The sequence below is a fragment of the Thioclava sp. GXIMD4216 genome (assembly GCF_037949285.1).
GTDB classification, from domain to species: Bacteria; Pseudomonadota; Alphaproteobacteria; order Rhodobacterales; family Rhodobacteraceae; genus Thioclava; species Thioclava litoralis.
In genome coordinates this window covers 1,599,577-1,625,018 of record NZ_CP149926.1, presented here as the reverse complement: position 1 = coordinate 1,625,018, position 25,442 = coordinate 1,599,577, and the positions used below count along the sequence as shown (strand labels likewise).

At 58.5% G+C, this 25,442-nt stretch carries 23 protein-coding genes; 12 read left to right on the top strand and 11 right to left on the bottom strand.

Features of this window, described 5'->3' with window-relative positions; genetic code table 11:
• Nucleotides 1–178 precede the first annotated feature (178 nt).
• Both WDB88_RS08085 and WDB88_RS08080 read left to right on the top strand, forming a co-directional pair.
• A complete protein-coding gene (locus WDB88_RS08085) occupies nt 179–799 on the top strand; it encodes an HD domain-containing protein (protein ID WP_339107165.1) in 621 nt (206 codons plus the stop codon).
• A gap of 297 nt (nt 800–1,096) precedes the next feature.
• Complete coding sequence (locus tag WDB88_RS08080) at nt 1,097–2,305, top strand: NADP-dependent isocitrate dehydrogenase (RefSeq protein ID WP_339107164.1); 1,209 nt, start codon at nt 1,097–1,099, stop codon at nt 2,303–2,305.
• A gap of 59 nt (nt 2,306–2,364) precedes the next feature.
• Here WDB88_RS08080 and WDB88_RS08075 read toward each other — a convergent pair whose 3' ends face one another.
• A complete protein-coding gene (locus tag WDB88_RS08075; protein WP_339107163.1) occupies nt 2,365–2,685 on the bottom strand; it encodes a hypothetical protein in 321 nt (106 codons plus the stop codon).
• A gap of 231 nt (nt 2,686–2,916) precedes the next feature.
• Between WDB88_RS08075 and WDB88_RS08070 the strand changes: the two genes are divergently transcribed.
• The 4 genes from WDB88_RS08070 (at nt 2,917) to typA (ending at nt 6,597) form a co-directional block, all read left to right on the top strand.
• Nucleotides 2,917–3,525, top strand: a complete 609-nt coding sequence (locus WDB88_RS08070) for a YitT family protein (protein WP_339107162.1) — start codon at nt 2,917–2,919, stop codon at nt 3,523–3,525.
• Between the two features lie 85 nt (nt 3,526–3,610).
• A complete protein-coding gene (locus WDB88_RS08065) occupies nt 3,611–4,318 on the top strand; it encodes a YitT family protein (protein ID WP_339107161.1) in 708 nt (235 codons plus the stop codon).
• Between the two features lie 56 nt (nt 4,319–4,374).
• Nucleotides 4,375–4,707 (top strand): SMR family transporter, encoded by a 333-nt coding sequence (locus WDB88_RS08060; RefSeq protein WP_339107160.1) that lies wholly within the window; start codon nt 4,375–4,377, stop codon nt 4,705–4,707.
• A 72-nt stretch (nt 4,708–4,779) separates the two neighbouring features.
• A complete protein-coding gene (gene typA, locus WDB88_RS08055) occupies nt 4,780–6,597 on the top strand; it encodes a translational GTPase TypA (protein WP_339107159.1) in 1,818 nt (605 codons plus the stop codon).
• A gap of 159 nt (nt 6,598–6,756) precedes the next feature.
• Here the strand turns inward: typA and WDB88_RS08050 are convergent, their stop codons facing one another.
• From WDB88_RS08050 to WDB88_RS08035, 4 genes are all read right to left on the bottom strand, one after another.
• Nucleotides 6,757–7,830 (bottom strand): ABC transporter ATP-binding protein, encoded by a 1,074-nt coding sequence (locus tag WDB88_RS08050; RefSeq protein WP_339109501.1) that lies wholly within the window; start codon nt 7,828–7,830, stop codon nt 6,757–6,759.
• Between the two features lie 26 nt (nt 7,831–7,856).
• Complete coding sequence (locus WDB88_RS08045; protein WP_339107158.1) at nt 7,857–8,663, bottom strand: ABC transporter permease; 807 nt, start codon at nt 8,661–8,663, stop codon at nt 7,857–7,859.
• Nucleotides 8,660–9,550, bottom strand: a complete 891-nt coding sequence (locus WDB88_RS08040; protein ID WP_339107157.1) for an ABC transporter permease — start codon at nt 9,548–9,550, stop codon at nt 8,660–8,662. The genes WDB88_RS08045 and WDB88_RS08040 overlap by 4 nt, the downstream gene beginning before the upstream one ends.
• A 139-nt stretch (nt 9,551–9,689) precedes the next feature.
• Nucleotides 9,690–11,117, bottom strand: coding sequence for a PLP-dependent aminotransferase family protein (locus WDB88_RS08035; protein ID WP_339107156.1), 1,428 nt, complete (start codon nt 11,115–11,117; stop codon nt 9,690–9,692).
• Between the two features lie 172 nt (nt 11,118–11,289).
• Between WDB88_RS08035 and WDB88_RS08030 the strand changes: the two genes are divergently transcribed.
• Nucleotides 11,290–11,427, top strand: coding sequence for a DUF1127 domain-containing protein (locus tag WDB88_RS08030; protein ID WP_339107155.1), 138 nt, complete (start codon nt 11,290–11,292; stop codon nt 11,425–11,427).
• 115 nt (nt 11,428–11,542) lie between these two features.
• Here WDB88_RS08030 and WDB88_RS08025 read toward each other — a convergent pair whose 3' ends face one another.
• From WDB88_RS08025 to WDB88_RS08015, 3 genes are all read right to left on the bottom strand, one after another.
• Nucleotides 11,543–12,229: a Hint domain-containing protein gene (locus WDB88_RS08025; RefSeq protein ID WP_339107154.1), complete on the bottom strand. Its 687-nt coding sequence runs from the start codon at nt 12,227–12,229 to the stop codon at nt 11,543–11,545.
• Between the two features lie 125 nt (nt 12,230–12,354).
• Entirely contained in the window at nt 12,355–13,506 is a 1,152-nt protein-coding gene (locus tag WDB88_RS08020; protein WP_339107153.1) for a Hint domain-containing protein, read from the bottom strand.
• Between the two features lie 245 nt (nt 13,507–13,751).
• A complete protein-coding gene (locus WDB88_RS08015) occupies nt 13,752–18,704 on the bottom strand; it encodes a Hint domain-containing protein (RefSeq protein ID WP_339107152.1) in 4,953 nt (1,650 codons plus the stop codon).
• Between the two features lie 713 nt (nt 18,705–19,417).
• Between WDB88_RS08015 and WDB88_RS08010 the strand changes: the two genes are divergently transcribed.
• Nucleotides 19,418–19,726, top strand: a complete 309-nt coding sequence (locus WDB88_RS08010; protein ID WP_339107151.1) for a DUF1153 domain-containing protein — start codon at nt 19,418–19,420, stop codon at nt 19,724–19,726.
• 42 nt (nt 19,727–19,768) lie between these two features.
• Nucleotides 19,769–20,590 (top strand): IS3 family transposase, encoded by an 822-nt coding sequence (locus WDB88_RS08005; RefSeq protein WP_339107150.1) that lies wholly within the window; start codon nt 19,769–19,771, stop codon nt 20,588–20,590.
• A 20-nt stretch (nt 20,591–20,610) separates the two neighbouring features.
• On the opposite strand, the gene WDB88_RS08000 is transcribed toward WDB88_RS08005, so the two are convergent.
• Complete coding sequence (locus tag WDB88_RS08000; RefSeq protein ID WP_339107149.1) at nt 20,611–20,781, bottom strand: hypothetical protein; 171 nt, start codon at nt 20,779–20,781, stop codon at nt 20,611–20,613.
• Complete coding sequence (locus WDB88_RS07995) at nt 20,763–21,209, bottom strand: lysozyme (protein ID WP_339107148.1); 447 nt, start codon at nt 21,207–21,209, stop codon at nt 20,763–20,765. The genes WDB88_RS08000 and WDB88_RS07995 overlap by 19 nt, the downstream gene beginning before the upstream one ends.
• Between WDB88_RS07995 and WDB88_RS07990 the strand changes: the two genes are divergently transcribed.
• Genes WDB88_RS07990 through WDB88_RS07980 form a run of 3 tightly spaced genes read left to right on the top strand, consistent with a single transcriptional unit; the run spans nt 21,178 to nt 22,683 of the window.
• A complete protein-coding gene (locus WDB88_RS07990) occupies nt 21,178–21,501 on the top strand; it encodes a hypothetical protein (protein WP_339107147.1) in 324 nt (107 codons plus the stop codon). The two genes, WDB88_RS07995 and WDB88_RS07990, sit on opposite strands and share 32 nt — an antisense overlap.
• Nucleotides 21,502–21,517: 16 nt before the next feature.
• Nucleotides 21,518–21,691 (top strand): hypothetical protein, encoded by a 174-nt coding sequence (locus WDB88_RS07985; protein ID WP_339107146.1) that lies wholly within the window; start codon nt 21,518–21,520, stop codon nt 21,689–21,691.
• Complete coding sequence (locus WDB88_RS07980) at nt 21,688–22,683, top strand: tyrosine-type recombinase/integrase (protein ID WP_339107145.1); 996 nt, start codon at nt 21,688–21,690, stop codon at nt 22,681–22,683. The genes WDB88_RS07985 and WDB88_RS07980 overlap by 4 nt, the downstream gene beginning before the upstream one ends.
• Before the next feature lie 511 nt (nt 22,684–23,194).
• Here the strand turns inward: WDB88_RS07980 and WDB88_RS07975 are convergent.
• A complete protein-coding gene (locus tag WDB88_RS07975; protein ID WP_339107144.1) occupies nt 23,195–25,384 on the bottom strand; it encodes an AAA family ATPase in 2,190 nt (729 codons plus the stop codon).
• Between the last annotated feature and the right edge of the window lie 58 nt (nt 25,385–25,442).

Here is a 25,442-nt window from a genome sequence, read left to right as displayed (position 1 = left end):
GGTATCTGGCACTGGCTCTGGGCGTGCAAACCCGTTAGGTCGGAAGCAGGCCTTTCGTCCGTCTCGCATGGCGCAAGGACCGCCGCACCTGCCCGCTCCGCTTGCGGGGCCGTGGGCTGATCCTGGCGCAGCGTTCAGGTGCCCGTCTTTTCCCGCCGGGGTGAAAAGGATAAGGCCCATGACCACCGCAGCAGACCCAGCCACCCAACGGCTTGATCGGCAACTGGCCTTTCTGGCCGAGGCCGAGAAGCTTAAAGGGGTCATCCGCGCGACCCCCGTCATGGACGATTCCCGCTTCGAGAATTCTGCCGAACATAGCTGGTCTCTGGCGCTTTGGGCGCTGGTCCTGGCCGATCAGGCCGATCCTGCAGTCGATCCGGTGCGCGCGATCAAGATGCTGTTGCTGCATGATATGGTCGAAATCGATGTGGGCGATGTGCCGATCCATTCGAAGGGCGGTAAGGCGCATGACAGCGCCGAGACCTGTGCCGCCGAAGCCCGCGCGGCAGAGCGCATCTTCGGACTGCTCCCGACGGATATGGCGCAGGATTTCCTGAGCACTTGGCAGGAATTCGAAGCCAACGAGACCCCGACCGCCATCTATGCCAAATCGCTCGACCGCGCGCAGCCGGTGATGCTGAACCTGCAATCGGGCGGCGGATCATGGCGCGAATACAAGGTGACGTGGGACCAGTTACAAGAGCGCGTGGGCTGCAAGATCAATCGCGGCCTTCCCGCGCTCTGGTCCGCGATCAAGGCGCGGATCTTTCCGTGGTTCGAAGACAACCGCCGCCTCTGAGCCGCCCCGCCCTCCATGCGGGCCCGACCGGCACCGTTTTGACGCGATACGGTGCGGGCCTGCGGCAAGCTGCGCCTATTTTTCAAGCAGGCTCATCTTCGCAACGATATCTTTGCAAACAGCCCCTACCTTTCGGCACAACCGGATTTCATGCTGCGCTAACATAAAACCGGACGAATATGTCGAATTGTAGAATACCGTCGTATACTACGGCATACAAACTCTGGCTATTCCCATAAGTTTGCGCTAAATGGGGCCTGTCCCGACTCATATATATAAGCCTAGGAAGGGGTTCATATGTCCAAGATCAAGGTGGAGAATCCGATCGTCGAACTCGACGGCGACGAGATGACCCGGATCATCTGGGATTTTATCAAGAAGAAACTGATCGAACCCTATCTGGATGTCGATCTGCTGTATTACGATCTCGGCATCGAAGAACGTGACCGCACCGATGACCAGATCACCATCGATGCCGCCAACAAGATCAAAGAGATCGGCGTTGGTGTGAAATGTGCGACCATCACCCCCGATGAAGCGCGCGTCGAGGAATTCGGCCTCAAGAAGATGTGGAAATCGCCCAACGGCACGATCCGCAATATTCTGGGCGGTGTGGTCTTCCGTCAGCCGATCATCTGCCGCAACGTGCCGCGCCTTGTGCCGGGCTGGACCGACCCCATCGTTGTGGGCCGCCACGCTTTCGGTGACCAGTATAAGGCGACCGATTTCACCTTCCCGGGCAAAGGCCAGCTGACGATGAAATTCGTGGGCGATGATGGCACCGTAATCGAGAAGGTCGTCTATGATGCGCCCTCGGCGGGCGTCTATCAGGCGATGTATAACCTTGACAGCTCGATTTATGACTTCGCCCGCGCCTCGTTCAACTACGGTCTGTCGCTGAACTGGCCGGTCTATCTGTCGACCAAAAACACCATCCTGAAAGCCTATGACGGCCGCTTCAAGGATATCTTTGCCGAAGTTTACGCCAATGAATTCGAAGAAGAATTCAAGAAGCGCGGTATCTGGTACGAACACCGTCTGATCGACGATATGGTGGCCTCGGCCATGAAATGGTCGGGCAAATTCGTCTGGGCCTGCAAGAACTACGATGGCGATGTGCAATCGGATACAGTGGCACAGGGCTTCGGCTCGCTGGGCCTGATGACCTCGCAGCTGATGACGCCCGACGGGAAGATCGTCGAGGCCGAAGCCGCCCACGGCACCGTGACGCGCCACTACCGCCAGCACCAGCGCGGCGAACAGACCTCGACCAACTCGATCGCCTCGATCTACGCTTGGACCGGTGGCCTGAAGCACCGCGCGAAACTCGACAACAACAGCCAGCTGATGAATTTCGCGGAAACGCTGGAACGCGTGGTTGTCGAAGCCGTGGAATCGGGCTTCATGACGAAGGACCTTGCCCTGCTGGTCGGCCCCGACCAGAAATGGCTCACCACGATGGGCTTCCTCGAAAAAGTCGACGAGAACCTCAACAAAGCGTTCTGAACATCCTAAAAAGGCCGGGCATCACGCCCGGCCTTTTTCATTGGCAAATCCTGCAACCTTCAGGCAGCGATAAGCTGCAGATCCTGCCAATAATGACGCATTTCGGTGAGGGCCGCGCGGTCCTGCCGACGGGCCAGAAGCTGTAGGTAAAGCTGGCCGGGGCCTTCGAAATAGATCACGAAGATCATGATCCGAAGCGCCTCGCGCATATCTTCGCTCAACGCCTCCCATTGCGGCACAGGCCCCCGCAAATTCACCCCTTGCTCTTCCAGCACGGTCAGAAGCGCGTAATGACGCAGGAAACGCTCCTCCTGCTCCATCTGGATGATCCCGTGCCGCTCATGCGCCCGCTGCGCCTGAGAAAATCGGAGCTTCGCCATGCGATCCACCAGCGCAAGGCGAAAATGAACAATTACCATCGCAACCGTCAGACAAGACAGCACGATCCCTAGGCAAAACACTGATAAGTCAGACATTAATTCCCCAGCCACTAATTAACATTTTGTTCACTAAAGTTAACCCGTGGCGAAATTGTGGCGTGAAAATGGATTACACACGTCAAATGACACAACATCTTGCACTTGGCCCTGCCCGCGATAAATCATGGCCGCATGACACATCTTCTCCCCCCTTCCCACAGCACGCTCGATGATGCTCAGGGCATCGCCTATGGCGGCATCATCGCAGGGTTCGGCCTGCTGATCCTGACCTCGCTCGGTTTCGTCACCGGCCAGACCGCCGGAATGGCGGTGCTGATCTCCTATGCAACCGGATGGTCCTTCGGGGCCGTCTTCTTCGTGATCAATATCCCCTTCTACTGGCTGGGCTGGAAACGGATCGGCCCCGCCTTCGTGTGGAAATCTCTGGCCGCAGTCAGCCTGCTGTCACTGACCACCGCCGTCCTTCCCCGCTACGTCCATTTCGACCTGCTGCATCCGGCAGCGGGGGCGGTGCTGTTCGGACTGATCACCGGCTCGGCGCTGCTGGCGCTGTTCCGGCACGGCTCCAGCCTGGGCGGAATCGGCATCGTCGCGCTTTACCTGCAGGACAAGACCGGCTTTCGCGCAGGCTGGACGCAGATGGGCTTTGACGTGGCCGTTTTCGCGCTGGCCCTGACCCTGCGCGACCTCGAGACCGTGGCATGGTCCTTCCTTGGCGCTGTCGTGATGAATATGGTGATCGGCATCAACCATCGGCGCGACCGCTATATCGCAACCTGAGTATTTATTAAGCATCCTTAGCTATTCTGTCAGGGCCGCGTGCTGCGGCCCTTGATTTTTTGCCAGATCGGCGCATAGTTAGGTCATGTGTGCTGACATTAATGCCGATCTCAAACTGCGCTGCCCCCCACCGACCGGACGCCGCAAACGTTTGGTTGCCCGACCTGGCCTGCGCCATCCTGATGACAAACATTATACCCGCCTCGAAGATGCCCAAGGGTTGCTGATTGCCTGTGCGCAGGCCGCGCTTGGCATCCACCTGTTGCGTGCGGCGGGTCTGATGACCGGAGGAACGGCGGGGCTTGCGCTTTTGCTGACCTATATTGCGCAAGATCACGGCATCCACCTGACCTTCGGGGGGATTTTCTTTGCCATCAATATCCCTTTCTATGCTTTCGCCTACAAAGCACGCGGGATCGGCTTCTGCCTGAAAAGCCTTGCCTCCGTGACGCTGGTCTCGCTGATGGCCGAGGCTCTCAAACCCTTCCTGCATGTCGACCAGATCCACCCCGCTGTCGCCGCCCTTCTGTTTGGGGTCAGTGCGGGGGTCGGGCTGCTGGGGCTATTCCGCCATTCGGGCAGTCTGGGCGGCGTGTCGATCGTCGCGCTGGTGCTGCAGGACCGCTTCGGCTTCAAGGCGGGCTGGACCCAGACGATCCATGATCTTGGCCTGTTCCTGATCGCTTTCTGGGTGCTACCGCTTGGCAATGTAGGCTGGTCCCTTCTGGGCGCGGTTGTCCTGAATGCGGTGATTGCCTTCAATCACCGACGGGACTGGTATGTTGTGACCTGATCTGGCAGGCTCGGCAGGACACCGAGCACAGCTGGCCCGATTGGAGTATCTCCCGCATGAAAACCTATCTGCTGCTGACGCTCGCTGTCCTGTTCGAGGTGTTCGGCACAAGCTGCCTGCAAGCCAGCCAGCAATTCAGCAGGCTCTGGCCCAGCCTCGGGGTTCTCGCCGGTTTTGCGGGGGCCTTCTATCTGTTCACACAGGTGCTCAAGACCTTACCGCTGGGAATTACCTATGCGCTCTGGTCGGGGATCGGGATCGTGCTTACGAGTCTGATCGGCCTTGTGATCTTCAAACAGAGGCTCGACTTTGCGGGGATTTGCGGCATTATCTTGATCCTTGCGGGCGTATTTGTGATCAATCTCTGGTCTAAATCCGCTGTTCATTGAGTTGAGGGCTAGAATGACCGGCCCAAATGCACTATGCGCTGGGGCAATCCTCCCTAGCAGGCAAGATTTCTCATGGAACTTCGCAATATCGCGATCATCGCGCACGTTGACCACGGCAAGACAACTCTGGTCGACCAGCTTCTGAAACAATCCGGTGCATTCCGCGAAAACCAGGCCGTTGCAGAACGCGCCATGGACAGCAACGACATCGAACGGGAACGCGGGATCACCATCCTTGCAAAATGTACCTCGGTCGAGTGGGAAGGCACCCGCATCAATATCGTCGACACCCCCGGCCACGCCGATTTCGGTGGCGAGGTGGAGCGCATCCTGTCGATGGTGGACGGTGTCTGCCTTCTGGTCGACGCGGCCGAAGGCCCTATGCCGCAAACCAAATTCGTGACCTCGAAGGCACTGGCGCTCGGCCTGAAGCCGATCGTGGTGCTCAACAAGGTCGACAAGCCGGCCGCCGATCCCGATCGCGCGCTGGACGAGGTGTTCGACCTCTTCGCCAACCTCGGCGCGACCGAAGAACAGCTTGATTTCCCGCATGTCTACGCTTCGGGCATCGGCGGCTGGGCCGATGATGAACTGGACGGGCCGCGCGAGGATCTGAGCGCGCTGTTCCGCCTGATCGTGAAGCATGTCGAGGCCCCGAAACAGGTCGAGAAAAAAGACGAGCCCTTCGCGATGCTGGCCACCACGCTGGCCGCCGATAACTTCATCGGCCGCATCCTGACCGGCCGTATCGAATCCGGCACCCTGAAAGTGGGCGATAGCCTCAAGGCACTGTCGCGCAAGGGCGACAAGATCGAGCAGTTCCGCTGCACCAAGATCCTTGCCTTCCGCGGCCTGAGCCAGCAGCCCATCGACGAAGCGCAGGCCGGTGATATCGTCACCGTAGCAGGCATGACCAAAGCCACCGTGGCCGACACGCTCTGCGCGCTGGAAGTCGAAGAGGCCATTCAGGCCAAACCGATCGACCCGCCGACCATCTCGGTGACCTTCGGCATCAATGACAGCCCGCTGGCGGGTAAAGACGGCTCCAAAGTCCAGTCGCGTGTCATCCGTGACCGCCTGATGAAAGAAGCCGAAACCAATGTGGCAATCCGTGTCGAGGATACGCCCGGCGGGGAAGCCTTCATCGTATCGGGTCGGGGCGAACTCCAGATGGGCGTTCTCATCGAGAACATGCGCCGCGAAGGGTTCGAACTGTCGATCTCGCGCCCGAAAGTGATTTTCCGCGAGGAAGATGGCGTGCGCATGGAGCCGGTGGAAGAAGTCATCATCGATGTGGATGACGAATATTCCGGCGTCGTGATCGAGAAGCTTACCGGCTACCGCAAGGGCGAGCTGGTCGAGATGCGTCCGGCAGAAGGCGGCAAGACCCGCGTTGTGGCCCATGTGCCCTCGCGCGGCATGATCGGCTATCAGGGCGAGTTCCTGACCGACACCCGTGGCTCGGGCGTGCTGAACCGTCTGTTCCATAGCTGGACCCCCTATAAAGGCGCCATCGAAGGCCGCCGTCAGGGCGTTCTGATCTCGATGGAGAACGGCACCTCGGTCGCTTATGCCCTGTGGAACCTCGAAGAGCGCGGCAAGCTGTTCATCGGCGCGCAGGAAGCGGTCTATACCGGCATGATCATCGGCGAGCATTCGCGTGACAACGATCTGGAAGTGAACCCGCTCAAGGGCAAGAAGCTGACCAACGTCCGTGCCTCGGGCACCGATGAAGCCGTCCGCCTGACCCCGCCGGTGCGCATGTCGCTGGAAGAGGCGATCGCCTATATCGACGATGACGAGCTGGTGGAAGTGACCCCGAAAGCCATCCGTCTGCGCAAGGTCCATCTGGACCCCCACGAACGCAAGCGCGCCTCGCGCGAGGCCTGATTTCAGGCGTGGCACTGACGATCGAGGAAGGGGGGCTGTCTGCCCCCCTTTTTCGTCTGCGACGAAAAATTCCCCCCGAGGATATTTCCGGCAGCTGGATATGGAAACGGCGCGAAAGGCAGAGCTTCGCGCCGTTTTTCCTTGTGATAGGATGATGGTTTAGCGGAACAGGATCAGCGCGCCCTCGTTCCATGCGATACGGGTCCGCGCGCCCACATCCAGCACCGGCCGTCCGAAGACATTGCGCATCGACAGGCGCACGGTCTGTTCGACGCCATCGAGGCGGACATCGTAATAGGTCATGTCGCCATAATAGACGACTTCTTCGATGGTTGCGGGGGCTTCGCGGCCTGACGCGGGTTGGTCACCGAAGAGAATTGTCATGGTTTCGGGGCGGAACCCCACAGAGACCTGCCCGTCATGGGCATGCGAGACCTGATCGGGGCGCAGGTGACAGGCGCCAAGCCCTGCGACCATGACCGCGATCCGACCCTCCGTTTCGTCCTCGATATGGGCCGGAAGGAAGTTCATCGCGCCGATGAACTCGGCCACGCGGCGGGATTTGGGGCGGCGGTAGAGTTCTTCCGGATCGTCGAGCTGGGCGATCTCGCCTTCGAACATCACGGCAATCCGGTCCGACATCACCAGTGCTTCTTCCTGATCATGGGTCACGAGCACGAAGGTGATGCCCAATTCGCGCTGGAGTTTGATCAGCTCGACCTGCATCTGCTCGCGGATCTTGCGGTCGAGCGCCGACATGGGTTCATCCAGCAGCAGCACCTTGGGTTTGAGGATCAACGCGCGGGCCAGAGCCACACGTTGGCGCTGGCCGCCCGAAAGCGCATGGGCTGCGCGTTTGCCATAGCCGCCAAGCCCGACCATTTCGAGCGCCTCCTCGACGAGCTTGGCTTTTTCCAGCTTGGTCCGCGGGTCACGGCGCAGACCGAAGGCCACATTTTCGGCCACGGTCAGATGCGGGAAAATGGCATAGGACTGGAACACCATATTGGTGGGGCGGCGGTTGGCCGGCACGGAGCCCATATCCTTGCGGTCAATCAGAACCACCCCCGAGGAAATATCCTCGAAGCCCGCAATGGTACGCAAAAGCGTGGTTTTGCCGCAGCCCGAGGGACCGAGCAGCGAGAAGAACTCGCCTTCGCGGATGGTGGCGTTGATGCCGCGCAGGGCATGGTAATCGCCATAGTATTTCTGCACATCGCGAAACTCGATCATCGGTTTCGCATCGGTTTTGACTTTGTTCACAGGAAACCTCCCTGATCCTTACCACCGGTCTTGGCGATCCCGCGGCGTCGGAAATATTCGGCAATGGTCAGCAGCACGATCGAGGCCGCCACAAGGCAGGTGCCAAGGGCAAGGATTACCGGCACGGCCTTGGGGAAGCGCAGCTGCGAGAAGATATAAGTGGGCAATGTGGGTTCGTTGCCCGCGAGGAAGAAGGCGATGATGAATTCATCCATCGAGATGGTGAAGCTGATCAGCATCGAAGAGATGATCCCGGGCAGCACCAGAGGCAGGGTCACCAGACGGAAGGTCGACCATCTGGTTTCGCCAAGATCATAGGCGGCCTCTTCATAGGACGGATCGAGAGAGGCGAATGCCGTCGAGAGGATGGTGACCGCGTAGGGCGTGGCAATCAGCACATGGCCGAAGATCACCGTCAGGATCGAGAGCTTCACCCCCATCCCCAGAAGCACGATCAGAAGCGAGCCGCCAATCATGATCTCCGGAAGCACCAGAGGCAGCATGATGAAGCCCATCACCGGCCCCTTGCCTTTGAACTTGAACCGCGTGGTCGCGCGGGCCGCAAAGAGCCCCAGCACGGTCGACAGGATCGCGGTGGACAGGCCGATGACCAGTGAATTGCCCAAAGCACGGCGCAGGGTATCGTTTTCGGCCATTGCGGCGAACCATTGGGTGGTCCATCCCGTCAGCGGGAAAGCGACAATGGTGCCATTGTTGAACGCGAAGACCGGCAAAAGGATGATCGGCGCGTAGAGAAAGACCAGATAGAGAACCGTATAGAGTTTCAGACCCGAGAGTTTCATTTGGGGCCTCGCAGATATTTCCGGTTTGCCAGAACGAAGAGCGCCGCGATCAGCGCCACGACGGCCATAGCCGAGATGGTGATGGCAGATCCCATCGGCTTGTTATCCAGAGGCAGCATCTGTGCCTGAATGAGATTGGCGACCATCGGCATCTTGCCGCCGCCGATCAGTTCCGGCGCGACGTAATCGCCGATCACCGGAATGAAGACCACCAGGACGGCCCCGACCACCCCCGGCATGGCCAGCGGCAGGGTGATCCGGCGGAAACTGTTGAAATAGCTCTCGCCCAGATCCCGCCCTGCTTCCAGAAGCGAGCGGTCAATTTTTTCCAGCGCCACGAAGATCGGCAGAATAGCAAAGGGCGCATAGGCATGGGCCAGCGCTACCGCAATCGCCGGAACCGTGCCCATCATGCGGAACGGCTCTTCGAACAGATGGCCCGGCCCCATAAGACCCAGCATTTCAAGGCCCGAATTGATCACACCATTATAGCCGATGATCACCTTCCACGCGAAGATGCGGATCAGGTAGGACGTCCAGAACGGGATGGTGATGAGAAAAAGCCAGAAGCTCTTGCGCGAGGGGGCGACCTTGAACGAAATGAAATAGGCGATGGGGAAGGCCGTGCCCACGGTAAGCGCCGTGACGATCAGCGCCACAATGACCGAACGCAGGAGGATCGCGCGGAAGATCGGGTCTTTCCAGACGTCGATATAGTTCTGCAACGTGAATTCATGGATGATCGTCAGATACCCGTCCTTGAAGAAGGAATAGGCAAAGATGGTCAGCAACGGTGCAGCCAGCATCACCAGAGCATAGAGCAAAACCGGGCTGAGCGTAAAATATCCCTGGGCGGTCTCGCTCCGCCTCCACGAGGATGACGCCATATGAATCTCCCAAAATCTGACGCGCTTTCCTTGACGAAAGCATAGCGATTAAGCGGAGGAAAGCCCTAGCACAGTATTTTAAGCCCTATCTGACGGCAGACGCCTAAATATTAAACACAAACCCCTCTTTATCCGCCAATCATACCGGAAGATCGTTGGGCTGGTTCTGCAAAAGTACTGTCAATCGCGTCAAGGCCTGACACATCAGCTCTTCCGAAACGCCGCCCGAAAGCGCGATGCGCACCGCATTCGGGGCGTGACCGTCTTGCAGGACATATTCATCGGCCGAGCGCAGCAGCACGCCCTCGGCCTCGGCCATCCGCACGAATGTCGAGCTGCGCCAGCCCAGCGGCAGACGCATCCACAGGAAGGACAGCCCCTCCTGCCACGTGATCTCCTGTGCGCCCAATATATTGATCGCCATCTTCAGACGCCGGTCCATCTCGGCTTGTGCGGCAAATCGCAGGCGCATCGCATCACCGGAGGTGAACAGCCGCGTGACCATATCGGTCACCGGACGCGGCAGGCCAAAATAGCTATGCTGCGCAGTCAGACGCCCCGCCTCGCCCATGCCATCGGGAGCGACAACGATTCCGAAACGCATGCCCGCCGAAATCGTCTTGGAAAGCGAGGTCACATACCAAGACCGCTCGGGGGCAACCGTGCGCATCGCGGGCAGATTGGTCACCGGCGCGGTGTAACAGTCATCCTCGACGATCTGCAGATTATGCCGCCGCGCCACCTCGGCAATCGCGATACGACGCGCGGTGCCCATGCGCACGGCTGTCGGGTTCTGGGCATCCGGAGTGATGAAGACGAGCTGGCCATTATAGCGCCGCGCGGCATGGTCCAGTGCCTCGGGGATCATACCCTCGTCATCCAGTGCAATCGGCTGGATCTCCGCACGATGCAGGCGCGCCGCATGCCGGAAGCCCGGATAGGCAAGTTCTTCGGCAAAAACGACAGGACGATCCCCGCGCAGGCAACATTGCATGACAAGCGACAGCCCGTTCTGCCCGCCTAGCGTCAGCACGACATCCTCGACCGTCACCAGAGACCGTAGACTGCATCCCGGCGGAAACCATTCCAGCACGGCCTCGCGGCAATAGGCATCGCGCCGCAGCCCCGGATATTTCAGGTACTGGTCATTCACTTCGCGCGCAGCTTCGGCCATCGCGCGCGACAATGCCGCCGCCTGCCCGACATCCGGCAGAATGGGCGAGCGGAAATCGACCACGCCGTCATTCTGCCCCTCTCTATGTTCGTAGCTGCTATTGGAATAGAGCGGCTCTGTCGGGCCGAGTCGAGCAGATTGTATCGATACAAACGTGCCGCGCCCCACCTCGGCCTGAAGCAGACCTTCCTGCGTCGCAATCTGATAGCCACGCGCCACGGTGCCAGGGGTCACCCCCAACCGCCAAGCGAGATCCCGAACCGTGGGTAACTTCTGCCCAGGCACCAGTTTTCCTTCGCGAATTCCTTCCCGCAAAGCCCTGACGAGCGCCAGATATTTCGGACCTTTCTGGTTGGAAAGCTGCGGCTTCCACTGCAGGGCCTGATCGGGCATGGGCACCTCTCTTGTATCGGGTACAATATTTCACTGGCTGACGGCAGCAGGCTCATTGTACCAGTATTTTACCGAAAGGATCGGATTGTATCAATACAAAATACTCAGGTGCCCCATGCAAAGCCTTTTCATCTTCAGACATCCCGCGCAGCACATTGCGAAACCGTCGATCATGAAAACGGTCATGCTCTGGATGTTCCGCGCCCGCAGCCGCCGCGCCTTGGCAGAGCTGCCCCCCTATATTCTGAAGGATATCGGTCTGTCGACATATGACGCCGAACGCGAGGCGGAACGCCCGTTCTGGCGCTAATCGCAGACCATAACGAACCCCAGTGAGAACCGTCTACCCCTGTCGGTTCTGCTGCACTGGCCGGGCAAATGCCCGGCCTTTTTTGGCTTACCGGTCTTCATCCGATAGATAAAGTTCAGCCCAGAAGATGCCGTTTATGAAACAGAATTTCCATCCGGTCATCTTCTGCCAACAGGCCGATATTCTTACGGGTCGGCACATAGCTTTCCAGCCAGACCCCCTCGACAAGCATTGCCTCGGTGTCCGCAAAAAGGATCTGCACATAGTTACAGGAGCTCACCGGCTCTAGCCCCGCCGAACGCGTGGCAATATCTTTCCCACATATCTCGGACAGTGACGGATCGGCTACAATCCTTTGCATCGGCGCAAGGCTCAGATCTGCCTCCGGCAGGCCACCACCCAATGTCCCCGCCGCAATCCGGCTGGGTCGTAATTGCGGCGCAAGGCCCAAAACACGCCATTGCAAATGCCGGTGGCCAACCCAGAGAACCGGCTGCAACCCGTTCCGCGTCATCACCAGATCGCCATTCCGAAGCTCGTCACAGCGTCGCAGCCCGTCCGCCGTTAAAACACGGCAGCCCCCCTCGATCCCCGTCCCCAGCGCATAAAGCGCGTGGAGAGGGCCGGACGCCGCCGGTCCGTCCTCCGGGTCTGCAAAAGAAAACTCTCCCGCCTTCTCGTCATAATCGGAAAATGCGAAGCGCGCCTCTGTCGCCTGCTCGATCGTAGACAGAACAAGCACATCGTCCGAACAAGGCTCGGCCCCGAGCGAAAGGGCGGAAAACGCGTTGAGGTTCGGCAAGCCCATCATCCCATCCAGATAGCGCCATTGATACAGCGGTTCGGGGATGACTATGCGGATGCAAGTTTAATAAAATCTAAAATTGCCCCGTTTCCTTGAACGGGGCAACCGATTGCGGGGATTGCTCAGGCGTAAAGCAGCAATGCCGCCTCGTGACGGCGCAAGCTCCGCCGCGCCGAGGTGAAATTCGTCAGATTGGCCGCTGTCTGCAACTCGGGGAAAAGCGCAAAGATCTCTGTCTTCTGCGCCTCGCCCATCGTGGTCAGCGTCACCTCACCGGGCTGGAAGCTTTCTGTCCATGCCCCATCGACCAAGGCGATCTCGTGGCGCTCGCACATGAAGTGGATATAGCTCACCGACGGCACAACCGCGCTCACGATCCCGGGCAAGCCTACCAGATATTTTGCCGCCACAAGTACTTCATATTCTTCGAAATAAAGCTGGGCGCGTTCGCCGGTGACCAGCATACGGTGATTGGGCGACACAAACATGTCCCGCTCGGGCAGGCCATTGCCCAAAGCGCCCGCACCAATCATCACCGGCGCCTGCTCGGGCTTGCGCAGCAGCGTCTCGCGTCCCAACTCGCAACGCCCGCTCCAGACAAGCTCCTGCACGCCATTGTCACGGGTCAGAATCTTGTCACCGGCTTTCAGCTCCTCAACGGGCACTTCCCCATAGGGCGTGGCCACCATTGATCCGGGCGTAAAGCAGGGCACGACATGCTCGATATCACAGTAATGCACCGTGATATATTTTCCGGTGTCGCAATTATAGAATTTCAGAACACCGGATTGCCCCCAATTTCCGCAGAATTCGGGATAATGCCAATCCGTTTGCAATTCATAGCCTGCTTTCAGGATCTGACCATATTGCAGCGTATCGCAATCCTTGCCGGTCCAACCGCCATCCACATAAATGTCGCCCGCCGAGTCTCCGGTGAGGATGAATGTGTCCGCGTCACGCTCTCCGAACAGCTTGTCGCCGCCGCTGCCGATGAGCGTGTCATTGCCGCTGCCGCCCAAAAGGGTGTCGCAGCCAGCGCCGCCATCCAGAAGGTCATCCCCGCCGAGCCCTTTAAGAAGGTCATTCCCGCCCAAGCCGTTGATCACATCGTCACAACCATCCGAGCCGACGAGCACGTCCGAGCGATTGGTGCCGGTGATGGGCCTGCAATGACCATCCTTGTCGCAACCGCTACGGTCATATCCGTCTTTATCATAGCCATCTTTATCGTAGCCGTCCGCGTCATACCACGCGCCGAGAAGACTCTCCGTCATCTTATTCCCCTCATTAACGAGAAAACGGCCAGGATTCTGCTCGGCCCGGCTCTGAACCATTAAAGAAACGTTACCCTAAGGTTAGCTTTGTGAAAAGTGAAGCTCTTACGACACAGCGATAAAACATAAAACTGCGCAAAAAAAGTGCTATTAGGCGCAGAACATCAATGGGATCGGGCGCAATACGACTGACCGAAGCCCGAAACGGGAAAGGCCGGCTCCCTTCAGGGGAACCGGCCTTTCTTTCACGCGCGTTTCAGAAGCTCTGCCTCGTGGCGCTTGAGCGATTTCCGCGCCGATTGATAGTCTTCAAGGCCTTTATGCGTTTTCAGTTCGGGGAAGATCTCGAAGATCTCGTCGCGCTGTGCATTGCCCATGCTGCCCAAGGTTTGATCCCCGGGCTGGAAGCTTTCGGTCCATGCCCCGTTGCCCAGAACCACCTCATGGCGGTCGAACATGAAGTGCAGATAGCTGGTGCCCAAGGTCTCGACCGTGGCCACCCCCTCCATCCCTGCCATATGCTTGGCCGAAACGAAGACCTCGTGCTCTTCAAAGAACAGGCTCGTTTTCGCATTGGCCACCAGCATACGGTGATTGGGCGACACCATCATATCCCGTTCGGGCAGGTTCGGCCCCAAGGCTCCGGCACGGATCAGAACCGGCTTGAGATGGGCTGCTGCATCCAGTTCGGCTTTGGTCAGATCGCGACGCCCGACCCAACGGATTTCCTGAATGCCGTTGTCGCGGGTAATGACCTTGTCACCAACCACCAGCTCTTCCACCAGCTTTTCGCCACGCGGGGTCGCGATCAGCGTGCCGGGCGTGAAGCAGGGCACCAGTTCCTCGATGTCGTAGAAATTGACATTCGCATAGGAATGGGTGGTGGAGTTGTAGAAGGTGATCTGGCCATTAAAGCCCGGATTACCGTTATATTCCGGATTTTTGACGATGCTCTGGACTTCATAGCCCGCCGCGATCATCCCCGAATAATCGAGCGTATCCCAGTCGTCGCCATCCGAACCGCCATCGACGGTGATATTGTAGTTTCCGGTCGTGCTGATCGGGGTGATCTTGAACAGGTCGCGGCCCGCATTGCCCTGCAGCACATCATTATCGCCGCCGCCGATGATGGTGTCATTGCCATCACCGCCCGAAACCGTATCGGTGCCGGTGCCGCCTTCCAGCAGGTCATCGCCCGCGCCACCCTCCAGCAGATCATTGCCCTGACCGCCAATCAGCGTGTCATTGCCCTCATCGCCCTTGAGAGTGTCATCATCAACGCCGCCATCCAGATAATCATCCCCGATGCCGCCCTCGATCGAATCGTCGTCATCCTCGCCATAGATCACGTCATTGCCGGCACCGCCGATCAGCGTGTCCATGCCATTGTCGGTGACCTTGTCGCCTGCGGTGTCAGGCAGGTTGACATCCAGACCGCTGGTCGGACCGATGCCACCATAAATCGTGTCATCGCCATCGCCGCCCTCGACATAATCGCTGCCTTCGCCCGCAATGATGCTGTCATTGCCCGCACCACCCAGAACGGTGTCATCGTCATAGCCTGCATTGATGGAATCGTTGCCATCGCCGCCTTCGATATAGTCGTTATCGTCACCGGTGAAGATGGTGTCGTTTCCGGCCCCACCCAGAACGGTATCGCGATCGTCATAGGGGTCGCTATCAGCAGACCAGAGCCCCTCATAGCCACGGTCGGGAAGCGCATCGACAAGCGGCTTGCCGGTATCGATATAATCATCCCCGTCGCCGCCTTCGACATAATCGCTGCCCTCATCGGCATAGATCGTGTCATTGCCCTCGCCGCCGAACAGGCGGTCATCGCCGGTGCCGCCATGCAATTCGTCATTGCCCGCATCACCATAAACGGTGTCATTGCCCGAATTGCCACGCAGCAGGTCGTCATCGGCCCCGCCATGCAACTCGTCATCACCGTCAGCGCCGTTCAGGCTGTCCTGACCGTCATCGCCCCAGAGCGTGTCATTGTCGATCCCGCCATTGAGCGAGTCATTACCGGCACCGCCATGCAATTCATCATCGCCATCGGCCCCTTGCAGGGTGTCATTGCCATCACCGCCCCAGAGCGTGTCATTTTCCGACCCGCCCACAAGACTGTCATCGCCCGTACCTCCTTCGAGAAGGTCTTTGCCCGCGCCACCTTTCAGCGTGTCATTGCCATCGCCGCCCAGCAGCGTGTCATCGCCCGCGCCGCCATCCAGAACGTCATTTCCGGCCTCGCCATACAGCGCATCATCGCCCGCATTGCCCTGAAGGTTGTCATTGCCGTCGCCGCCATACACCTCGTCATTGCCCGCACCAGCCTTGACCGTGTCATCGCCCGCGCCGGCCTTGACGATATCATCATCGCCGACCTCTCCGGGAAGCAGCGCATCGCCATGATCGATCATGTCGCCCTGCGGGTCGCCGGTATAGGCATAATCGATGGTGTCATTCCCATCGGTGCCCTGCACGATCCCGTCCTTGGGATTGGCCCCGACGGTGACCGTCAGGGTCGCGTCATCCAGCCCGCCCTGACCATCGCTGACCTGATAGGTCACGGTCGCTTCCCCCGAGAACCCCTCGTTGGGGGTGAAGGTCAGCGTGCCATCGCTATTGACGCTTACAGAGCCATCCTCCGAAACCGGCGTGCCCGATATCGACAGCGTATCGCCATCGATATCGGTGTCATTGGCCAGCACATCGACCGTCACCGGAGTGTTATAGCCCGTGCTTGCCGTATCATCCTGCGCAACCGGATCATCATTGACGGGCGTCACGCTGACAGCCACTTCGGCGCTGTCGGTGTTCCCGTTGCCGTCGTCGATCGTATAGGTGATCTTGTCGTCGCCGTTATAATCGGCATCCGGCGTGTAGGTCAGCGTGCCGTCATCATTCACCGTCACGCTGCCATGTTCGGCGCTGGCCGAGGTGACGGTCAGCGTATCGCCCTGCGGATCGCTGTCATTGCCCAGAACATCGATGATAACGCTGTCATCCTCGGCCACGGTGGCTGTGTCGTTTTCCGCATCCGGCGAGAGGTTGATGCCATCTCCCTTGATCTCTTCGATCTCGGTATAGTTCAGCGAGCCGGTGACATTGCCGTCATCATCCAGAAACTCGACGGTGCCATTGGTGCCGTTGCCGTTTTCGTCTTCGGTCACATCGGTCAGACGATAGGCACCCTGCCCCGTCAGATCCAGCGTATCCCAATCGTCGCCGCCCGCGCCCCCATCAACGGTATCGCCCGCGCCGCCCATGATCGTATCGCGGTCATCGCCGCCCGAGATGCTGTCGGCACCGTCGCCACCGCTCAGCAGGTCGTTGCCGCCATTTCCTTCGATGACATCATCACCGGCGCCACCCTCAATAGTGTCATCGCCTTCGGTCTCGTCCACGATCGTGGTGGCATTGATATCGCTCAGGTAGATCGCCTGATCGGAATCGCCGCCATTGTCGTAATCGATCACGATCTTGGCCACATTCCCGTCAACCGTCACCAGGGCAGAGCCCTGCGCGCTGCTGGCGTTCAGGCTGCCCGTATCCTGCACCCCACCCGAGACGGTATTGCCATCCACCGTGGCGCCGCCCGCAGGCGTGATGGTCACATCCAGCTCGTTGCCATCGGCGTCATAGGCATGAACCGTGACGATATCCTTGTGATATCCGGCCGTGTCATTGGCGTAATCGATATCATTGATACGGAAGCTGACATTGGTCACCGCATCGGCCACACCCTCGGCATCCGAGGAGAAATCGAGCGTGGTGGTCGAGGTATCCCCCGCCTTGCAATCGCCGCCAGCCCCGTAAAGCATCAACCCGCTATTCGCGTCCAGACCATCGCCGCTTTCGGTATATTCGCTGGTATTGGTCACTTTGGCATAGGCACCACGCTCCTGCGCGGTAAAGCCGAAGGTCACCTTCACATCGCCCATATCGAACGAGGAGCCAGAGGCCAGCGTACAGCCCGCGCTGCCGAACTGCGTCCAGTCCACGCTCACATCGCTGCCCGAGGTCGTGCCGGTGCCGCCATCGCCGATCAGCGTGTCATTCCCGTCATCGCCGGTCAGGGAATCGTTGCCCGCATTCCCCTCGATATAGTCATTGCCCGCGCCACCGATCAGCGTGTCGTTATCGGCCCCGCCATAGAGCGAGTCATCCCCGCCCTTGCCATCAATCAGATCATCGCCAGCATTGCCATAAAAGACGTTGGTATAGCTGTCATCGCCCGACGTGCTCTGCTGGTCGTAGCCGGTCAGCGTGTCATCATAGGCAGAGCCGAACGCGCCGTCGATCCCGTCATACTGGTCCCCCGCCGCATCGCCCGCGCTGCCGGTCATCGACACCAGATCGACATTCACCCCTGCGGAAGACGCCGAATAATCGACCATATCCAGCCCGGTGCCGCCCGAAAGCGTATCGACTTCGGCACCGCTGACCAGCGTGTCATCGCCCGCGCCGCCCGACAGGTAATCATTGCCCGCGCCGCCATCGAGGAAATCATCGCCATCGCCGCCCCAGACGGCGTCATCGCCCGCGCCCGAAAAGACCGTATCATCGCCCGCGCCCGCCACGACCACATCGGCGTCGCCGGTATACCCGTCAAGATGACCATCATTATTGTCGATCATGTCGCCGTCATTATCGCCGGTATAGGCGGTGTCGATCAGGTCATTGCCATCCGTGCCATAGACGACCCCGTCGCTCAGATCGGGGGCCTCGTCAGGATAGGTCGCCAGATCGCTGTAATGCACCGAAGGCGTCTCGTAGCTGCTGTTGCAGCTTTCATATTTGGTAATCGTATAGGTCTCGCCCGGCACCAGCGGTGCATCGGAAACCAGGCCGGATTCATCGGTTCCGCGACCGATATCGAAGACATAGACATTGATGCTGTTGCCGCTGCTATCGGTCACTACATAGCGGTATTCGGGCGTGATCGAAGAGGACGCGCTATAGGTGCTGCCTTCCAGCGTGGTGGTCTGGGTGATGTGCTGGTTGCTGTCATTATCGCTGAAGCGGTCATCGCAATCGCTCAGCGAGATCGACTGAACCCACGCGTCGGAGCTGATCGTGAACGACTGGCCGACCGCGCTTTTCGAACTGGTTTCGCTATCGGGGAACACACAGGACGAGGACGCAGCAATATCGGAAAGATCCCACGCTTGAAGTGTATAAGTATTTGTCACGTCTACTCAACCTTACCCAAAACCGGCCTTCACTCCGGTAGCAGCCAACCTATGGCGCATGCCTGCGCCTCTCAGCCCACCCCTGCAGGGGCAGATGGCGACATGAAAGCAGACCGAACCCGACCCTTTCGGGCCAGCAGGACCGGAAAACGGACTGAAGGCTGCGCCTCCTGATCCCCGCCACCGCGCGCTACCCCCATAGCTCGCCTTTCCGTCGCGTTATTGCCTGAAATAACGAAAGCTTGAGAATATAAAAAGCAATATTTTTATTCTCTTACGAAGTTCATAAGCGTCACTCACCACATTTACCACAATCTGGACGCGAACCATCTTATTGTTGCCAAAATCCCGTTTCCCTTGACGAAACAATACCCCGCCATGATTGCGGAAACCGTGGGTTTGCACCAATATACGCGCCCAATCTTCGCCACATTAGAAACAATTCAACATATCGGCGCATGGGCGAAATGCCGTCAAATCAACGCAAATAAGTCGCGATCGAAGTTAACGCATTCCCTCCAATCAGAAACAGTGCCGCTGGAAAAAGAGGATTGATCACGCGGCTCACGACCCAAAGCGAATCGTGGATTTGGAAGCGCCCCCTCGCCTGCGCTCCTCAGCACCGGCCACGCCGACCTCGCCCGGAAGCGACTGTCGAAAGCGGTGTATTGACCCACTGAAATCCTGCTCATGCTACAAAGGAGAACGTGGCAATGAGTATGACAATGGACGACAGCATCAAACGTTGGACGGCCAAGCGGAAGACGGCGCTGGTCATCGAGATCATTCAAGGCAAAACGACGGTGGCCGAAGCCAGCCGATCGTTCGACCTGACGCCTTCCGAGATCGAAGGCTGGGTCGAGGATGCAAAGCGGGGCATGGAGAACTCCCTGCGCGCGAACCCGCTCGACATTCGCGAGCAATACGAGAAGCAGCTGAAGGATCTGCAGGAAGCCTATGGTGAGGCGATGCTGGAACTGCGCGCTCGAAAAAAGCTGCAGGCCCTCATGGTGAGGCAGTAGGCCGCCACTGGTCCGAGGCCACTGCCGAACGGAGGACGGCAATTGATCCGGACGCTCCATGAGGGCCTGCTAGCCGATGGTGTAGCGGTCTCGATCGCCAGGCTCTGCGCCTGGTTCGGCGTGCCACGGCGGACGGTCTATTATACACCGACCAAAGCCGCGCCGAAGATCGATCCTCCCTTCGCCGATCCTATCAAGGCGCTGATCGAACAAGAGCCGTCTTTTGGCTATCGCACGGTCGCGTGGCTGCTTGGCTTCAACAAGAACACGGTGCAGCGGATCTTTCAGCTCAAGGGCTGGCAGGTCCGCAAGCGCGCTGTGGGCATGCGGCCGCGCATCGAGGCGGTGCCCTCCGTCGCCACCGCGCCAAACGAGAGGTGGTCGACGGATCTGGCGCGGGTCTGGACCGGGAAGGACGGTTGGGCGTCTCTGGCGTTGGTCATCGACTGCCACACGCGCGAACTGTTGGGCTGGCACCTGTCTCGCTCAGGAAAGGCTACCACGGCCAGTGCCGCGCTCGAGCACGCCCTGATCAGCCGGTTCGGCACGCTCGGTCGGGTCGATCGGGGATTTCTGCTAAGGTCAGACAACGGGCTCGTTTTTACCAGCCGCCACTTCACAGCTCTGGTTCGTAGCTATGGCCTGCGCCAGGAGTTCATCACGCCGCACTGCCCGCAGCAGAACGGAATGGTCGAGCGCGTGATCCGCACACTCAAGGAGCAGTGCATTCACCGGCACCGCTTCGAGAGCATCCAGCACGCGACCCGCGTCATCGGCGACTGGATCAGCTTTTATAACAACCGCCGCCCTCATCAGGCCCTTGCAATGCGCACGCCTGTCGAGGCATTCAGATCAGCGGCTTAACCTGAGCAGATTCAGCTGGGTCAATACAGACGCTCTGTGAGCAGCGCCGCGGCTTTCTCCGCATCCCATGCCGCCTGTTTGGCTTCCAGCTGCGCGGTCATCCGCCAGCCCTGCGTCTGCCACCCTGCCCCGAAGCTCGCCGCCATCATCAGCAGGAAGGCGGTGCCCGCGATTACAGACCGGACAGGCATAGATCACGCTCCGCTTTGCGCCGGTTTGTCATGCCGCGCACAGGTTGCAGCTTGCCGTTCACTCTGGCCTTGTTCCACATCAGGATTGCATCGCAGGCCCCGCGCAGATCCCCAGCCAAGGCGCGACGCGACATGCTCGACCCACAGAAGCCATGCGATCCGATGTTGTAGGCCGCGCTGATGAAGGCCGCGCGAGTCTGCTCCGGCAGGTCGGCGGGCAGACAAGGCCGGATCTCGGCCTCGAACTGCGCGACCCGCTTGGCAAGCTGCGTCTGGCACTCGGCCTCCGTCGCCACATCGCCCATCTTCACGCCTTTGGTCTCGCCAAAGCAGATTGTCGGGATACCCACGATATCGCGGTAAGCCCGCAGCTCTTTGCCCTCCCAAGGCGCGATCGTGGTTATCGCCAGCGCGATGGCCGCCGCCATACCGGCCACGCCTGCCGCATGGCGCTTGCGTACACAAAAGAAGCTGGCGCGCCATGCACTTGGCCTCCCCAATCGAAACCATACCAGCTACCGGAATTGCTTCGTTACGCCCTATGGGCCGCATAGTGATTTCACCGCATGGGAAGAAATGAAGGATCTCGGTTTTGCCGAGAGAACGGAGCTGCAAAGCAGGATCAACACGGTGCGCTTCTGGCTGACGAGGAAAGGTGCAATGGCTGCCATTGATCCCAATGAGAAGCTAGACAGCGAAGACTTCCCCCACCCCCATTAACAAGAGAGGTTTCAACATGGGAAAGCAGGATCAAAGCATATTCCGGCCCTCGGATTTACGGCGGGCGGTCTCCGAATGGGTCACCAAAGGGTTTTCTGTCCGCATCGGCCCGGACGGCATGATAGAAGTGAAGCCCGCCGAGCAGCCTATCAACAGCGATCCCTTCGACATGGTGAACCTTAAGCGATGAAACGCGATCTACCGGCCTATATCTACAACAAGAAGGGCGTCCTGTATTTCCAGCGCCGCGGCCTGCCCACCGTCAGAGTGGAGCATGCTCCGGGCACCAAGGAATTTGCGCTCGAATATGCTCGCCTCTTGAATGGACCCGAGGCCCCTGTGATCCGGGGGCGGACCTTCGATGATCTTTGCCGGTCTTACGAGCGTAGCCCGCGCTACCGGAATCTGGCCGAGCGCACCCGCCGTGATTACGACAAGGTCATAGCTTGGGTCCGAGACAAGCTCGGCGCCCTGCCCGTCGAGGGCTATCGCCGAAAAGATGCGATCAGGGCGCGCGATGCCAACGCCGATACCGTCCGCTTTGCCAACTACACGGTGCAGGTGACCCGAATCCTTTTCGAGCATGCGATCGATCTTGGCTGGCGCGACGACAATCCGGTCAAAGGGGTCTCGCTCCTCAAATCGGAGACCAAACCCCGCGAAGCGTGGCCCACGCCAATGGTCGAGAAATTCAGGGAAGCAGCCCCACCGAGAGCGCGCCTGATCTTCGAGCTGTGCCTGCAGACCGGCCAGCGGATCGGTGACGTTCTCAAAATGAGGTGGGATGACATCGAGGATGGTGGGATCAAGGTCCGCCAGGGAAAGACCGGCGTCAGGCTCTGGATCCCTATGACGCAGAACCTGCGCAGCGTTCTGGATAAGACGCCGAGAATCGGCCTGACGATCTGTGCATGGGGTGACCATGGGAAGCCGCTCAAATACCGGACGGCGCATGAGGCCGTGATCGCCGTGCGTCGGGAGATCGGGGCCGAGGATTACGACCTTCACGGTCTGCGCTATACGGCTTGCGCTGAACTCGGTGCGCTCGGCCTTGACGACGATATGATCATGGCCGTTTCGGGCCATACGACCAAAGCGATGGTCGCGAAATATGCAGGCCCTGCCCGGCAGAAAGCGCGCGCCAAAATCGCGCAATCCATGCGCGACAAGAGCGATATTTGAGGCTGGAACAGAACAGGCCCGAAACAGGAATGTTGAGAGATTTGTTGAGAGCCACAAAACAAGAGGCATAACGGCCCTGCCGCGCTCTCGAAAACATCAATGTTTTGAAGTTGGTACGGGCGGCCGGACTTGAACCGGCACTCCTCTCGGAAGCGGATTTTGAATTCAAGTGAATTATAATTATATCAATTGACTAGCGGAGATCGTTCCCAAGAACAAACAAGGCACAGATAGTAAATATGGGAACGGCCTTCGGACGGCAGCGAGTAAGGCTTTGTTCGTAGCAGTCAAGCAACGTGAAGCACTGGCTGACACCAGCACCTCGGTGATCACCGGTGCACGCCGCAGCACGAGGCCAAGCACCGTATAGAAGGGCGGAGACCGGACCTTCGCGGCGCTTCCAATCAGATGACCCCAAACAATGGAAGCAGTCGTTCAGGGTTGCCCTAAATCGAAGTTTTTAGCGCTCCGCAGTTCTAACAAGTTTGCATGCCCAGAAGGGCATTTCCACTTATATATCAGGCGCAAGCAGATTGCTGTCACCACACATCATCTCATAATGTGAACGCTGTCCGTGGAATTCAAAAACGCGACGGAAAACACTGCGAAGGCGTTCGCCCGCATCTGCATCAAAGTAGAATTCCTCCGCGCCAAGGTAGCCATGTGACCCGTCATTGAGAGAGCGTCGAAGTGCACCGAATGCAAAGGCGTCCGCTCCATCAAGGTTGTCGAGGCCTGAAATCCAATCTCTGTCGCCGATAAACTTGAAGTAGTGCTCCAAGATGCGCCGCATCGCATTACACAAAGCCACTGGGACTGTCGCTGGATCATTTACCTCGTCCCAAAGCGCACGATAGGCTGTCATGATCGGAGTATTCGTCCCATGACTCGTTACCGACGAAACTCCAGCGGGCTTACGAAGGATCCAGTGCTTTGGATCTGGAGCTTTACCCTTCCAATAGCTACTGATCTCGTGATGGAAATGTGCATTGTGTGTCAAGACAATGACTTGAGAGATCCGACCGCCCGAGGTACACGCGTCCTCGAACAGTTTTCGAACCATAGCGGCGACTGTATGAACTGCGGCGGCATCTTGACTGGTCATCGGATCGTCGATCACCACAACACGCCCCGTGTTTTGCTCCGCGTCGTTGTGGTCGCCCGCCAAATGATAGTAAAGATACACGAAGGCAAGGAAGGACCTCTCTCCTTCCGAAAGGGTGTCCCCAGTTGGCGATCCATCAGCTCGATGAACAGAGTAGGTGCCATCTCCTGATGTGGGTCGAAGATGGAAGCTGGCATGCCCCTGGAGCCGAAGCAAGTTATTGATTGCAGCGGCGGTGGCCTCGATACCAGAGATGCCACGCCGAAGCTCCGCAATCTCGCCATCCAATTTCGCCACGGTGGCTTCGCATTGCTTGATTGTATCACCGAGTCCATTGATCTTTTTAAGAAGCGGTTGTCGGCGCGCAACGTGACCTGCATAGTCAGAGCGCGTGTCTGAGAGGAAACGGCACCAGATATTCTCCTGCCATGCGGAGCGTTCACGAACAAAGTTTTTGGATAGGTTGGTCTGATGATCAGCCTTGACATTAGCAGCATCTATGAAGGACAGAACCATCGAAAAAGCGTCTATATCCGCTTCCAAATCGATTGTGGACGATGGAGCTGATAGCTTACGATCGATAGCTTCGAGATTACGCCGATGGATTTCTATCCAAGTGGAAAATGCCTTACCGGCATCAACGTCCAAAAGTGGTGAGCCAGCGACCTCACCAATCCATTTGGCAATCGCCTCGATATCTTTAGTATAAATATCTCGCTCGCAACGGATTGCTTCAATCCCACTTTCGTATGTCGCATCAAAAATTGCAGCGATGCGAGTGGAAAGAGAATGGTCAACTTTCTGTTGACAGAATGGACAACGGCCAGAAGACTGTTGCAAAAGCGGAAGCCCCGCTTTTACCCAGTCGGCGCATCCGAGTTCGGCGACCAACTCAGCAATTGGCTGATCGCTCGCCGGTAAAAGAGGTTTACGTAGGCGATCTTGAATGGGTTCTTTGTTCGCAAGGTTCGGTGGACGAGGTAGGCGCTCAGCTACCGTCGGCGGGGTGTCTGAAAAAATCTGAGCCTGCCCGAGCAGCTCGGTAAGAGGTGGTGGATCTTCTCCATTCCATTGTTCAGCACGCGTATAATACTCGGATGCGAAGCGAGCCTCAGCGCTCCATGTGCCCGCGAAGGTTAGGGATTTGTACTGTGTCCACGTCTCCCTCCGCAGATTCCAGATATTCCTGCTGAAGGTCGCATTTTCAGCGTTCAGAGCGGGTTCGCCGTCTTGTGCCCGCAAGCGCTCTATTGCAGAATTTAATCTCTTGCGTTCGTGATCGCGGGTGCCCTCTTTTTTCTCGACCTCTCGCGCCGCATCGGCATCACCACCGAGAGTGTAGATGCCGGGCATCGCTTGTGATGGGTGACAGTTGCGGGCGATGTAGTCCCTACTAAATACAATCACCTCTTTTGGTCCTGAAGCCCATCCATTGGCGCACGATGGATATGACTTCAAATCGGCGAGTACTCGACTGATGGTCGATTTTCCCGAACCATTAGGTCCGAAAATGACGTTGCAAGGCCCAAGGTCGTCGAGCCGGACACCGGTATCGGAAAATGAAGCTTCTGAGCGAATTTCCACAAAAGTCAGCATTGTTAAAAGGTATTCCTCAACGTTTGTCGGTCCCAAACGACCCGATATGCTCTACAGA

Bases quoted from the DNA above. Each gene is read 5' to 3' on its own strand.
- WDB88_RS08000 (WP_339107149.1), bottom strand. From the start codon at position 20,781: ATGCCTGTCCGGTCTGTAATCGCGGGCACCGCCTTCCTGCTGATGATG.
- WDB88_RS08070 (WP_339107162.1), top strand. From the start codon at position 2,917: ATGACACATCTTCTCCCCCCTTCCCACAGCACGCTCGATGATGCTCAG.
- WDB88_RS08045 (WP_339107158.1), bottom strand. From the start codon at position 8,663: ATGAAACTCTCGGGTCTGAAACTCTATACGGTTCTCTATCTGGTCTTT.
- WDB88_RS08050 (WP_339109501.1), bottom strand. From the start codon at position 7,830: ATGATCGAGTTTCGCGATGTGCAGAAATACTATGGCGATTACCATGCC.
- WDB88_RS07975 (WP_339107144.1), bottom strand. From the start codon at position 25,384: ATGCTGACTTTTGTGGAAATTCGCTCAGAAGCTTCATTTTCCGATACC.
- WDB88_RS08035 (WP_339107156.1), bottom strand. From the start codon at position 11,117: ATGCCCGATCAGGCCCTGCAGTGGAAGCCGCAGCTTTCCAACCAGAAA.
- WDB88_RS08065 (WP_339107161.1), top strand. From the start codon at position 3,611: ATGTGTGCTGACATTAATGCCGATCTCAAACTGCGCTGCCCCCCACCG.
- WDB88_RS07995 (WP_339107148.1), bottom strand. From the start codon at position 21,209: ATGGCGGCGGCCATCGCGCTGGCGATAACCACGATCGCGCCTTGGGAG.
- WDB88_RS08040 (WP_339107157.1), bottom strand. From the start codon at position 9,550: ATGGCGTCATCCTCGTGGAGGCGGAGCGAGACCGCCCAGGGATATTTT.
- WDB88_RS07980 (WP_339107145.1), top strand. From the start codon at position 21,688: ATGAAACGCGATCTACCGGCCTATATCTACAACAAGAAGGGCGTCCTG.
- WDB88_RS08080 (WP_339107164.1), top strand. From the start codon at position 1,097: ATGTCCAAGATCAAGGTGGAGAATCCGATCGTCGAACTCGACGGCGAC.
- WDB88_RS08075 (WP_339107163.1), bottom strand. From the start codon at position 2,685: ATGGCGAAGCTCCGATTTTCTCAGGCGCAGCGGGCGCATGAGCGGCAC.
- WDB88_RS08020 (WP_339107153.1), bottom strand. From the start codon at position 13,506: ATGACGGAGAGTCTTCTCGGCGCGTGGTATGACGCGGACGGCTACGAT.
- WDB88_RS08030 (WP_339107155.1), top strand. From the start codon at position 11,290: ATGAAAACGGTCATGCTCTGGATGTTCCGCGCCCGCAGCCGCCGCGCC.
- WDB88_RS08085 (WP_339107165.1), top strand. From the start codon at position 179: ATGACCACCGCAGCAGACCCAGCCACCCAACGGCTTGATCGGCAACTG.
- typA (WP_339107159.1), top strand. From the start codon at position 4,780: ATGGAACTTCGCAATATCGCGATCATCGCGCACGTTGACCACGGCAAG.
- WDB88_RS08060 (WP_339107160.1), top strand. From the start codon at position 4,375: ATGAAAACCTATCTGCTGCTGACGCTCGCTGTCCTGTTCGAGGTGTTC.
- WDB88_RS08010 (WP_339107151.1), top strand. From the start codon at position 19,418: ATGAGTATGACAATGGACGACAGCATCAAACGTTGGACGGCCAAGCGG.
- WDB88_RS07985 (WP_339107146.1), top strand. From the start codon at position 21,518: ATGGGAAAGCAGGATCAAAGCATATTCCGGCCCTCGGATTTACGGCGG.